At 65.9% G+C, this 11125-nt stretch carries 14 protein-coding genes; 6 read left to right on the forward strand and 8 right to left on the reverse strand.

Translation table 11 applies throughout. The annotated features are described in order from the left end of the window. The 5 genes from QZZ29_RS05830 to QZZ29_RS05850 form a co-directional block, all read right to left on the reverse strand. Positions 1-776, reverse strand: a 776-nt coding sequence (locus QZZ29_RS05830) for a DUF4143 domain-containing protein (protein ID WP_291382048.1), incomplete at its 3' end; no start/stop codon positions are given. A 5-nt stretch (positions 777-781) separates the two neighbouring features. After that, positions 782-1861: a Fic family protein gene (locus QZZ29_RS05835; protein WP_291382049.1), complete on the reverse strand. Its 1080-nt coding sequence runs from the start codon at positions 1859-1861 to the stop codon at positions 782-784. A gap of 199 nt (positions 1862-2060) precedes the next feature. Further along, positions 2061-2255, reverse strand: a complete 195-nt coding sequence (locus QZZ29_RS05840) for a hypothetical protein (protein WP_291382050.1) — start codon at positions 2253-2255, stop codon at positions 2061-2063. A gap of 174 nt (positions 2256-2429) precedes the next feature. After that, positions 2430-3680, reverse strand: coding sequence for an ATP-binding protein (locus tag QZZ29_RS05845; RefSeq protein WP_291382051.1), 1251 nt, complete (start codon positions 3678-3680; stop codon positions 2430-2432). Between the two features lie 140 nt (positions 3681-3820). Further along, on the reverse strand, positions 3821-4435 hold the full coding sequence (locus tag QZZ29_RS05850; RefSeq protein ID WP_291382052.1) for a hypothetical protein: 615 nt from the start codon (positions 4433-4435) through the stop codon (positions 3821-3823). Positions 4436-4722: 287 nt separating this feature from the next. Between QZZ29_RS05850 and QZZ29_RS05855 the strand changes: the two genes are divergently transcribed. Further along, the gene (locus tag QZZ29_RS05855) at positions 4723-6360 is read left to right on the forward strand and encodes a Fic family protein (protein ID WP_291382053.1); all 1638 of its coding nucleotides are present in this window, start codon (positions 4723-4725) and stop codon (positions 6358-6360) included. A gap of 212 nt (positions 6361-6572) precedes the next feature. Here QZZ29_RS05855 and QZZ29_RS05860 read toward each other — a convergent pair whose 3' ends face one another. Further along, on the reverse strand, positions 6573-6899 hold the full coding sequence (locus QZZ29_RS05860; RefSeq protein WP_291382054.1) for a toxin-antitoxin system HicB family antitoxin: 327 nt from the start codon (positions 6897-6899) through the stop codon (positions 6573-6575). A gap of 314 nt (positions 6900-7213) precedes the next feature. On the opposite strand from QZZ29_RS05860, the gene QZZ29_RS05865 reads away from it, so the two are divergent. Both QZZ29_RS05865 and QZZ29_RS05870 read left to right on the forward strand, forming a co-directional pair. Then, the gene (locus QZZ29_RS05865) at positions 7214-7492 is read left to right on the forward strand and encodes a DUF1778 domain-containing protein (protein ID WP_291382055.1); all 279 of its coding nucleotides are present in this window, start codon (positions 7214-7216) and stop codon (positions 7490-7492) included. A 36-nt stretch (positions 7493-7528) separates the two neighbouring features. Continuing rightward, positions 7529-8035, forward strand: a complete 507-nt coding sequence (locus QZZ29_RS05870) for a GNAT family N-acetyltransferase (RefSeq protein ID WP_291382056.1) — start codon at positions 7529-7531, stop codon at positions 8033-8035. Between the two features lie 84 nt (positions 8036-8119). Here QZZ29_RS05870 and QZZ29_RS05875 read toward each other — a convergent pair whose 3' ends face one another. Both QZZ29_RS05875 and QZZ29_RS05880 read right to left on the reverse strand, forming a co-directional pair. Beyond that, positions 8120-8509: a DUF4143 domain-containing protein gene (locus QZZ29_RS05875; protein WP_291382057.1), complete on the reverse strand. Its 390-nt coding sequence runs from the start codon at positions 8507-8509 to the stop codon at positions 8120-8122. A 95-nt stretch (positions 8510-8604) separates the two neighbouring features. Further along, on the reverse strand, positions 8605-8931 hold the full coding sequence (locus QZZ29_RS05880; RefSeq protein ID WP_291382058.1) for a hypothetical protein: 327 nt from the start codon (positions 8929-8931) through the stop codon (positions 8605-8607). 468 nt (positions 8932-9399) lie between these two features. Between QZZ29_RS05880 and QZZ29_RS05885 the strand changes: the two genes are divergently transcribed. From QZZ29_RS05885 to QZZ29_RS05895, 3 genes are all read left to right on the forward strand, one after another. After that, a complete protein-coding gene (locus tag QZZ29_RS05885) occupies positions 9400-9672 on the forward strand; it encodes a hypothetical protein (RefSeq protein ID WP_291382059.1) in 273 nt (90 codons plus the stop codon). Continuing rightward, entirely contained in the window at positions 9669-10013 is a 345-nt protein-coding gene (locus QZZ29_RS05890; protein ID WP_291382060.1) for a ribbon-helix-helix domain-containing protein, read from the forward strand. Before QZZ29_RS05885 ends, QZZ29_RS05890 begins: the two co-directional genes overlap by 4 nt. A gap of 416 nt (positions 10014-10429) precedes the next feature. Beyond that, the gene (locus QZZ29_RS05895; protein WP_291382061.1) at positions 10430-10960 is read left to right on the forward strand and encodes a hypothetical protein; all 531 of its coding nucleotides are present in this window, start codon (positions 10430-10432) and stop codon (positions 10958-10960) included. Positions 10961-11125 lie beyond the last annotated feature (165 nt).

Raw genomic sequence — 11125 nt, forward strand, 5'->3', positions numbered from 1 at the left:
CGGCGGTGGGGTGGGGAGACCGCCGACGGTGGGGTGGGGTGGGGAGACCGCGAGCCGCTCTTGACCTCGATGGCGACCGTCGTGCGGCCCACGCGGAGAACAAAGTCGACCTCGTAGTTGCCGTCGCGCCAATACAGCAGTTCGCATTCGCCAGATGCCGCGGCATTCGCGAGATGGGCGCCGACGGCGGCCTCGACCAGCCTGCCGCAGTGCGTCGGATCCGCCACCGCCTCGGCGGGCGTGAGGCCGGAGATGGCCGACATGAGTGCCGTGTTGAGCACCTGCAACTTGGGGCTCGAGCTGCGCTTGCGGACCGCGCTTCCCGAGTATTTCTGCAGACCGGTGACCATGCCGGCCTGCGAGAGGAGGTCGAGGTAGTGCGCGAGCGTCGTGGTGTTCCCCGCGTCCTGGAGCTGGCCAAGCATCTTGGTGTAGCTGAGGATCTGGCCCGAGTAGTCGCACGCGAGGTCGAAGAGCCGCCGCAGCAGAGCGGGTTTGTCGACGCGCGTCAGCAGGAGCACGTCGCGGGAGATGGTGGTCTCGATGAGCGAGTCCAGAATGTACCGGCGCCAGCGATCGTGATCTTTGACGAGGCCCGCCGCCCCCGGGTACCCGCCAAAGGAGACGTAGTTGTCCAGGGTGAAGCCGAAAGCGTCGCGCATCTCCGGATACGACCAATGGGGCACCTGGAGCACCTCGAAGCGCCCCGCGAGGCTCTCGGTGAGGCCGCGTGCGATGAGCAGGGGCGCCGAGCTTCTACCGGCAGGCCACGCCAAGCCGCCTAGTTGGTCGAGGGGTTGCCTGCTCCCGCGAAGGGATCCGAGAATTCCTTGGGCCGTCGGGACTGGCGTGCGCGTCGTGCGATGTGTTGAAGCGGTGGTGCGGCCGTGTAGTAGCGGCCTCGCTTGTCTCCGTGAGGCTCCAGCAGGCCAGCGTCTACCAGGGTCTTGAAGTCGCGCGTCGCGGTCTGCTCCGAGATTGCCTCGTCCGCGGCTTCGAGTGCGGCCATGTAGGTGGCGCGCCAGACGCGGTAACCGAAGACCGCTTCGAAGAGCGCCGAGACCGTGCGTTCCGGAACCCGCATCGAGGTGGCGAGCGCTTCGAGTTCTCTCCAAGCCAGACCGCTGGCTGCGACGCGCCGCTGGAGCGTTTCGGCCTGCCTCAGATGCGCCGTGAGGGTGAAGCGAATCCAGGGACGCACGTCGCGATCTGGTTGCCAACTCCCTCCGCCCACCTTCCCCAGGACGTCGTAATACTCCTGAGTGTTGCGACCCAGGTGCTCCTCGATGCTCATGAAAACGGGGGACAGCGTGCCGTCGGCGGCAAGAACTAGGCTTTGGAGGCAGCGCGCCATGCGTCCGTTGCCGTCCTTGAATGGGTGGATCATGACCAGGTTGAGGTGCGCCATGGCGGCGCGGATGATCGCCTCGCCTGAGTTCGCCTCGCCTGAGTTCGCGTTGATGGAGTTCGCCTCGCCTGAGTTCGCGTTGATGGAGTTCACGAGCGCCGCCATGAGGTCAGGCACGCGATCCACGTCGACGCCTTCGTGAACGATCTCGCCAGTGCTCTCCCGCTGCACGAATACTTGCCCTGCACGCCAGCGCCCCGGTCGATTCTTGAGGTCGTAGTGGGTCATCATGAAGTGCAAGCTCTTGATGAGGTCCACCGAGGCGACCGGGTGAGGCTCCTGGACTACCTGGAGTACGTACGTCATCGCGTTGCGGTAGCCCTCGAGCGCGAGGCGCGTCTCGGTGCTGGCGTCGAGTGGTTCCTCGCCGAGCGCCACGGCGTTCGCATCGTCCAGCTCGGCGTCAAAACCCTCGATGCTGTTTGAGCCTTGGATGTTGCGTGCGAAAGTCATGCGGCGAAGGGCTCCCGACCATCGGCGCGGCTCGTGGAGTTGGAGTCGAAGGCCTTGTTTGAGGGCGGCGATCTCTCCGAGGACTTCGCGTTCGCGGTCGTCGAGAGGAGGCGCGGAAAAGAGCGCCGGTGCGGTTCCCGCGTTCGCGTTCATTAGACCATTATTAAACATCACATGATGTTTGGCAATGGCCTAACGCTCATGGGTGCGGGCTTGAATGCTCGAGCCCGAGCACTCGCAGATCGTGCACCACGAGCGACTGGAAGAGTTGGCCGGCGAAGCCGAGGTCGCGCCGGAGCGCTCCAGCGCCCCCGTCAACGCGCCGGTTGAGGATCCCCACCATGGAGCGGTCCGCGGTCTTGAGCACCGCGCCGCGGCCGGCGATGCGATCCACGTGGGCGTGAATGAAGTCGTGGGGGATTCGCAGGCCGTCCAACTGGGCGGCGACGTAGGCGGGCAGTCGATCAAAGAAGGTCGCGGCGGGGGCCCGGGTCGGGCGTGAATCCGCCCAGTTTGGCTGCGAGAGCTACGGTCGCGTGCAAGCGCAGCGCCGACGGTGGGGCTTGGTTCATTCGGGGGCCTCCCACAGCATCGATATGGGCAGAGCCCACAGGTTCTCGTCGTGCCTGTATCCGAAGGTTCCGTCGTACAGCACGACCCCGGCCTTGAAGGAGTCCCCTGCGATCTCGCGAAGCTTGCGCAAGCCGCGGAAGTCTTTGCCGGTCACGGAGGCCGCGGTCTTGACCTCCACGCCGACGATGCGCCGGGGTCCTCTTTCGAGCACGATGTCCACCTCGTAGTTGTCGCGATCGCGGAAGTGCGAGAACGACGTGGGTTCTTCAGCTCCGGATGCCAGGCGCTTGAGCTCCTGGACAACGAACGTCTCCGCGAAGCGTCCGTACAGCGGTCGGTCCGCAGCGAGGGACTCCGCATCGAGGCCCAGCAGGCCTGCGGCGAGCCCCGTGTCGCCGATGTGAAGCTTGGCGGCCTTCACCATGCGGCTGGTGGCGTTCCTTGACCACGGGCGCAGGGTGTCGAGCACGAAGACGTGCTCGAGCAGGGTTACGTAGTCCTGAGCTGTGGGCCGTGACAGGCCGAGCGCCTCGGCGACGCTGGTGAAGTTGACCAGCCCCGACGTGTGGGCCGATGCGTGCTCGAGCAGTCGCGGCAAGGAGTCGAGCGCACGGATGCGCGCGAGGTCCTTCACGTCACGCTCCGCAATGGTGCGGGCATGGTTGGCGTACCAGCGCCGTTGCGCGGCGGACTTCATGGTGTGGGGCACGGGGTATCCCCCCGCTACGATGCGGTCGGCCAGGCTTGGGGTCTGCTGGGCGAGGCGCGTGGGAGAGAGCGTCGCGGCGAATGCGTCGTCGATCAGTGTGGGCTGAGTCCCGGCGAGTTCGGCCTGCGAGAGGGGCCGCAGTTGAAGGATCTCAATGCGCCCAGCGAGGGAATCCGCAAGCCTGGGCACCAGCATCACGTTGGCAGATCCGGTCATGAGGAATCGCCCCGGTTGCCGGTCTTGGTCGATCAGGAGCTTGAGCGACGTGAAGAGGCCAGGCACGCGCTGGACCTCGTCGAGAATGGTGCGCGGTGGCAAGGTGCGGACAAAGCCGAGCGGGTCTGACTGGGCGAACTCGACATTGCTTGGATCGTCGAACGAGACGTACCGATAGCCCATGGATGCGCCGATGTGCTTGGCGAGCGTGGTCTTACCGCTCTGCCGTGCACCGTGAATCAGTACCGCGGGGGTGTCAGCGAGCGCCTCGCGTACGCGTGGCTCGAGGTGACGTGCGAGAGGTACGTGGTGTGTGGTCACGGCTCATCGTAAGGTTGGAGAGCGGCTGATCGCAAGGTTAGGGGTCGGCTGATTGCAAGGTCGTGCTTGTGAGGATTCGACTCTAGAAAGCGCGAAGCCCGATACGCCCCCCGCTCGGTGGGCCGTGTGCGACGACCCCGTCACCACGCCGCGGGCCCCCCGTCAGGCTCCTCGCCAGTCACGACTAGAGCCAGCGTATTCATCGCCACGCTTGCCATCGCGACGAGCCGCGCGAAGTCGGCCTCGGTGCCTTGGAGGTTGAGCGCCAGCGCCTCGGTGAGATCCTCGACGGCTCCTTCGGCGTAGTAGCAGGCGGCACGCACCCGGCCCCGCGCGGTGAAAACTGCCGAGGCGGTCATGGCCCAGTGAGGCGGCTGCTCCCAACCGCGCTCTGGGCGGGACATCGACCCGACGCGCTCGCCCTGTGCGCGCACGAGCGCCACAGCGACATCGAGCATGGGCTTGGCCTCCCAGGGTGTGCCAGCGACGATCGCGCCCGTGGCAGCGGACGATGCTGCGTGTGCGAACTCCACCGCCTCGCCCTCCGTCAACGCCGGCGGGGCGAGGGCCGCTGCGAGGGCGGCGAGGGACTCCCGCGCGTAGGCATCGTGCGTCTGGTAGCCCTCGGCCGTGGCGGTGAGCGCGGCCTCGAGCCCAACGCGGTTGAGCGCGTGGGCGAGCGCGATGCCGTGCGCGCGAGGATCCTCCGCGAAGGCGACGCGCAAGGCGTCCAGGTCGCTGGTGTCGAGGCTCATGCCTTAGAGGTTAGGGGCGGGGGGTGACACGTGCGGGTGGCGCCGGCGACCAGGTCTGCGACCTGTATCGGGACGGTGGCCTGCGAGCTCGCGTAGTACACGGACGGGTGAAGCGGGAGTCCGTGGGTCGCCACGACCTTCGAGCGCTGAAGTATTCCGGCAATCTCTGCTTGCCCGGGCGACTATTTCGACACGGTCTACCCAATTGGCGGTACTATTTAAACAGAAAAATAATTGAAACGATGGCATGAGGCGCAATTTAGCGAGACAAGTGATCGGGGAGCGAGATGACGATCTTCACGGCGAATGACTTCACGTCGGTCGGTGCTCGACAGTACCGAGTCCGCAAGGGTGACATCGTGCCGCTCGCCCGCGGTCTGTGGACCGACGAGGTCAAGGCAGCGCCGGTCGACGTTGTGGAGGAGAACTGGATCGAGATCGTCGGCAAGATGCTGCCTGGCGCTGTCATCTCAGATAGGTCAGCGCTCGCGATGCGTCCCGTGGACGGCGTGCTCTTTGTGAGCCACCGCCGCACGAGCCCGCTCGAGCTCCCGGGGCTCACCGTTTACCCAGATGGCAAGGCTGACGACCACCGCGATGGCGACGTGCCGATCGACCGGCACGGCAATCTCTATGCGTCGAGCACGGCGCGCGCGCTCATCGACAATGCCGAGATGCGAGGCCGTCCTGGCGCAGTGCCCCGCCGTCTGACTCGCGAGGAACTGCACGATGAGGTCGTCAAGATCGTCACCACTTACACACCGCGGCAGGTGGAGAACCTCCTTGCCGCCGTGGATCGCGACGCGAACAGAGCCGCTGCGGAGACTGTTCGCGTCTTTGTCGATGCCGCGAGGGGACGCATCAACACTGTGAAGTCCAGTTCTCGTGCGATGAACGCCGCACAGCGTGGCGAGGCGTTCGACCACGCACGCGTCGCCCTGTTCCGGCAGGTGGTTGCTGACTTGCAGCGCCTGGCGCCTGTGCAGCGCTACGTCACCGATCAGCGTCGGGCGCAGATGGTGCCGTTTTATGAGGCGTACTTCTCGAACTACATCGAGGGGTCGACCCTGACGATCGACGAGGCGCAGCAGGTGGTGTTCCATAGGGCCGACGTTGGCAAGCCCGAGGACGCGCACGACATCACCTCCACCTACGAGATCGTCGCCGACCACGCCGAGATGTCGCGGCGGCCGAGCGATGCTGTCCAGTTCATGGACTCGCTTCGCGACCGGCACCGGATCATGATGGCCGCGCATCCCGCCAAGCGCCCCGGCGAGTGGAAGACCCAGCGCAACCAAGCCGGCGCAACCGTGTTCGTTGACCCGAGCCACGTGCCAGGCACCCTGAGGGCAGGTTGGGAAGAGGCCGCCGCGCTCACTGATCCGTTCCAGCGTGCCGTCTACATGATGTTCATGGTCAGTGAGGTGCACCCGTTCGCTGACGGGAACGGCCGCTCTGCGCGCGTGGCGATGAACGCTGAGTTGGTTCCCGCCAACCTGCACCGCATCATCATCCCGACCGTGCTGCGCAGCGACTACATGTCGGGGCTCTTGCGGACCACCGCAGGAAACGGCCCTGAGGGTCTCCACCGCGTGTTGAGCTTCGCGCAAAGCTGGGTCGCCCGCGGCGAGTTCGCGGATCTCGAGATCGCAGACAGGTACCTGCGCGCGACGAACGCGCTCGTCGAGGCGGATCACGCGGACCGAGAAGGGATCTACCTTCGCCTGCTGAGGACTGGCGAGTTGGAGGAGTTGGGGGACGTGGCGTATCCACGTGCGACCGCGCCCACGCCGGGACCCTCCATCGCGGACGAGGCTCTTGCTGAGGCAGACGTGCTCGCCGCACGCCAGCGGCGCTTCCCTGAACGGCTCAGAGACAGCGCTGAGCCCGAGCATCCAGACAGCGACGACATCGAACTGGACTGACCGGGCGCGCCTCACCAGCGAGACCCCGCTCGCCTACCCTCCGGAGGGCTGTCGGGTCCGCTTCGCGGGCCGTTTGACAGGAGGCTTGGGGAGACCTGTGCACGTGTGGAGAACTCTGGCGCCGTGCGCCTGGACCGCGCCTACGGTGCGACCGCCAAGCTGGGCGAGTATTGGGCGCCCGCCGACCAGGGGTGCCGTGGTCGCGGCGTGCCCTATCGCGCGGCGAGGGTGTCGCTCACGAGCCGGTTCATGGAGACGCCTGACTGTGCGGCCCTGATCGCGAGGGCCCGGTGGCGGGCGGGCGTAAGGCGCAGCACGAACTTCCCGGAGTAGTTGCGGTCTGCAAGCGAGTCGGGCGGTGGAGAGCCTTCGGCGACCATCTGCGCCACGACGTCGTCCACGAGACGACGGACGCCCGCGAAGGCGGCTTGCTCGTCGGCGTCGAGCCATGACAGCGACGAAAACTCCGCGACGGTCCCGACGTACTCGCCATCCTCGGAAGACCAGGAGACCTGGTAGGTGTAATGGTTCGTGCTCACTGAGGGTCTCCGCTCTTGTTCACAGCGATAGTACTACTACCGGTATCAAGACGGAAGAGCGTTGGCGACGCATGGGGCAGCCAATGGCCGATGCTGTTGGCGGCGCTCGACGACGGAATACGAATCGGGCGTTTTAGCCTGAGCTGAAATGCGAAATCCCGTTACCCGGCCCCCGGAGACGGCGACTCCTCGAGAACCACTACGCCGACGCGGCGGAGTAGGTGTCCACTTGGCACCGGGTGATCGCGAGAGGCCTTGTGTGCTTCCGGCGACGCGCCGTACACTGTCCGTACATCTGGCAGAAGGGTGCAGACATGTCGCACGCCACCAAGAAGGACCAGCGCTTTGAGTTCCGCACTACTGCCGCCGATCGCGAGTTGTTCGCGCGTGCGGCCGAAGCCGCAGGCACCCCCGTCTCAACTTTCGCCAACGAACAGTTGCGCATCGCCGCGCTGCGGGTGCTCGCCGACCGCACCGAGTTTGTCCTCTCGCCCGTCGAGGCCGCGCTGTGGGACGAGATGTGCGAGCGGCCCGCGCGCGATCTGCCCGGGGTGCGCGCGCTACTTGATCGTCCGAGCCCCTTCGTCGACTAGCGGGACGCGGGCCAAGGCAGTGAGGTGGAGGCGGTCGTGTATCTGAAACCTCATGCACTGGAGCCGCGACACCACCTCGAGAGCTTCGAGTCCCGTTCCGACGAACAGTCGCTGTGGCTGCGCGAGCATGCGCGTCAAGCGCACGGCACAAGAACCGCGCACGTGCTGGTGGTGACGACCCAGGCGTCCGATGCGGTGGTGGCCTACTACGCGTGGTGCATGGCGAGCTTCTCGGCGGGACAGGTCCCTGCGCGGATTGCAAAGGGCGCGGGTCGGCACCCGCAACCCTTCGCTTTGCTCGCGCGGCTGGCAGTGTCCATCGGGCACGAAGGCCACGGCTTAGGCCATGCTTTGCTGGCCGATGTGGTGCTCAGGACAATTGAGGCTTCCGAACGCATCGGGTGCCGGGGGCTCTTGGTCCACTGTGAAACGGATGCGGCGCGAGCGTTCTATCTCAAGGCGTTGCCTGAATTCGAGCACAGCCTCACCCATCCGATGCACCTCATGGTGCTGGCAACGGACCTGCGGCGGGCACTCGGGTAACGCTCCGTCACGGTTCGGTTGCGGGTTGAGCCACCGACCTCGCGCCGGTGCCCGACGGGTGCTCGGGTCGCATGACTGCTCGTGTTACAGCGCGTCGGACAGGGTGCGCCACGTGAGCAGTTCGCGGGCGGTAACCGCCTCGATGCGCTCGGCCATGGGGAATCGGTCCGGTCCGCCGTGCGCGACCAGGATGCGGTCGAGCCCCAGGTCCTCGAGCGCGTGAAGCATGCTGGGCGTCACCCGGGGGGAGTCGGTCCGCTTGATCTCGATGCCCCACGGACGTGCACCGGTGTCGAGCACGATGTCGATCTCGGCGCCCGCCTGCGTGCGCCAGTAGTGGACGGGCAGGCCCCACCGGGAGATGTGCTCGACGGCAAGGCCCTCCCAACTGGCGCCGACGATGGGGTGGGCGAGCAGCTCGGACACGCCGAGCGAGCGGGCCATGTCGGCGCCAAGGCCTTCGAGCGCCAGCATCGGATCGGCGAGCCTTGCCTGGTCTCGGGGGTTCCAACCGTTAGCGACCTTGAATATCTAACACGGAACGTTAGATTTGCAAGGTCTATGGATCCTCATTGTGGTGCCCACTCATCCGAGTTGAGCCGAGGATGCGCATCGTAGGCGTAGCGCCAGACCGCGCCAACACCGCGATACTGATCCGGCTGGGTTCCTATGCGGCGATACATGGCTCGCGGCTCATCCTCGCCGTCGTTGCCGAGGCCGATGTCGAGATAGTCCGGGGCCAAGCCAGGAACGAGCATCGGAATGTCGCGGCAACTCGAGCCGTCCACCGGCCCACCGAACAGCAGACACGTAGCCGTGGTGCGGGATGCGGGCGATCCCGAACGACTCGGTGGCTCCGGCAACGCCCCTGCTCGGTTGTGATCGTGGGTCCCCATGGCTTCCCCTCCCTTTGGGTCCACGCTAGGGCCAGGGTCTGACATTACCGAGATGGGTACCACCGGGCAGGTCCTGCTGGCAGCGGCGACGAGGGCGCGGTCTTCTGGCCTAGTCCGTTGCCTCGCGCAACGAGACACTGCGGCGAAACGGCGAAATTACCGCGGCGAAACGGCGAACGATGGCGCGAAAAGCGGCGAGCAGGCCTACGAAAAACGGCGAGAACGGCTGTAATTTCCGCATGGAAGGCCTCGTTACCCGGCATGCCGCGGTCGCGGTGGAAGAGGCGCTTTCCGACACCCGCATCTTGGTGAACCAGGGCGCGCGGTAAGTGGGTGAGAGCACCCCCGCGGGCTCCTGGTCATCGACGAGGTCCAACGAGTCCCTCCGCTAACGGAGCGGGTTGGTCGCACAGCAAACCCCATGGGGTTTGTGTGGACACAACCATGGTTTTGTGCGACAATACTTACATGCCGGTTCAATGGACATCGAGCGCTGACACTCACGGGCTCCCCCATGATGAAGTGCTCTACGCCATGACCCACGCCACGGTCGAGCGCCAGTGGCCCCCGGCCCGCGAGGGGCACGCGACCGTCCCGCGCCTGTACGTCGGCCCGAGCCGCTTCGGCACCCTCGAGGTGTTGGCAGAAGTCGGAGACCGGTCCGTGTTGATCTTCCACGCGATGCGTCTGCGCGCCAGCACACAGACCCGACTCAACAAAGAAGGAGGCACCCCATCATGACCAGCACTAGGACCAACGACGTCGACGGCAAGGCCGCACTCGACGCCCTGCTGGCCACCACCCCTACCCACACTCTCCACGGCGCCGACGCGGCGGCTTCCGGTCGCGCCGCACTAGAAGCCGCGGGCGTGGATATTGCCGCGCTCGAACAGCGCATCGCCAAGGGAGGACGCCCGCGTCTCGACGGCCACCTGCCCGGCGTAGGGAGACGGGCCCCCCGCGTCAACGTCGCCATCCCGGCAACCGTCGAGCAACTGCTGAACGAGCGCGTCTCGGCAACCGGACAGAGCAAGAGCGAAGTCGTGCGCGACGCCCTCGAGGCATACCTCACGGCAAGCTAACGCAAATCCCGGTTCGCGTACCGCCAAAGGACGCGCTTCGCGCGCGCCCCGCGGTCGCCAGACGGGGCGGCGTCGCGGACGATCGCAGGTGGGCGGACCATGCAGGCTGGTCTTCGATGACAAAGATGCGCGCCAAGGCGTCGATGTATTCGCGCGCCGCGTCCCTGGACGGCACCGTAGTCGTCAATATGCGAGCACATCAGTCGTCAAATTGGGAGACACGGAGTCGTCAGTTTGAGTGAGTCGCCGCTCAAACTCGAGCGTCGACGGCCCTGTGGAAAACGGCTGGGCGCGCCGCGCCGATGCCACACTGGCAAAGCAAAACCCCGGCCGTGTGATCGGCTCTGCTTCGGGCACTACCCGAGGAGAACTACAGGGACGGTTCCGGGGTGTTGGCTTTCAGAATAGGCGCTCACGTGACTCTGCACATGTTCTCCGACGAATCGAAGGCCCGCGGGTACATCACCGCGGCGGTCGTTGTGCCCGCGGGATCAGTAGCGCGCGTCCGCTCCACCTGTTCCAGCTGGGCCATGCCTGGATCCCGCAGGTTCCACGCACAGAAGGAGAGCTCTGTGCGCAGGAGGTTGGCGCTGGCTTCGCTTGTCTCGATGGAGCGCGATGTCCACATCGTTCTCGTGGAATCCGCGCGGGGCAAGATTCAGCTCGAGGCTCGCCGGTCTCATCTTGCGGCGCTAGCGCGGTGGGCATCCGACGCAGGAGTATCCCGTTGGGTGATCGAGCTCGACCAAACAGTACAGGCCGAGGATCGGCGGACCCTGAGTTCGGTGGGCACCGGGACCACGACAGCCGATCTTGAGTACGTCCATTTGCTGGCGGCGCACGATGCGGTGCTGTGGGCGGCTGACTTGGCCGCGTGGAGTTGGACGCGTGGCGGTGAGTTCCGGGCCGGGATCGAGCCACTTGTGGTCGCCCGCATCCGAGTGTAGAAAGCGCGAAACCCGACACGCCCACCGTCCGGAGGGCTGTCGGGTCCACTTCTCAGGGCTATTGCCCATCGCCCTTACAGTTTCCGCCGCGTGGGCTCGCTCGTCAAGTGCCCGACGAGACTCATCTAAAGTGCTCGCGTAATGGGGTGCGTGCCTCATTTGGGA

Origin of the sequence: Demequina sp. (assembly GCF_016278765.1) — a bacterium.
Taxonomy (GTDB): domain Bacteria; phylum Actinomycetota; class Actinomycetes; order Actinomycetales; family Demequinaceae; genus Demequina.

Coding starts and splice junctions, on each gene's coding strand:
- QZZ29_RS05835 (WP_291382049.1), bottom strand. CDS start 1,861: ATGACTTTCGCACGCAACATCCAAGGCTCAAACAGCATCGAGGGTTTT.
- QZZ29_RS05850 (WP_291382052.1), bottom strand. CDS start 4,435: ATGAGCCTCGACACCAGCGACCTGGACGCCTTGCGCGTCGCCTTCGCG.
- QZZ29_RS05855 (WP_291382053.1), top strand. CDS start 4,723: ATGACGATCTTCACGGCGAATGACTTCACGTCGGTCGGTGCTCGACAG.
- QZZ29_RS05865 (WP_291382055.1), top strand. CDS start 7,214: ATGTCGCACGCCACCAAGAAGGACCAGCGCTTTGAGTTCCGCACTACT.
- QZZ29_RS05875 (WP_291382057.1), bottom strand. CDS start 8,509: ATGCTGGCGCTCGAAGGCCTTGGCGCCGACATGGCCCGCTCGCTCGGC.
- QZZ29_RS05880 (WP_291382058.1), bottom strand. CDS start 8,931: ATGGGGACCCACGATCACAACCGAGCAGGGGCGTTGCCGGAGCCACCG.
- QZZ29_RS05885 (WP_291382059.1), top strand. CDS start 9,400: ATGCCGGTTCAATGGACATCGAGCGCTGACACTCACGGGCTCCCCCAT.
- QZZ29_RS05890 (WP_291382060.1), top strand. CDS start 9,669: ATGACCAGCACTAGGACCAACGACGTCGACGGCAAGGCCGCACTCGAC.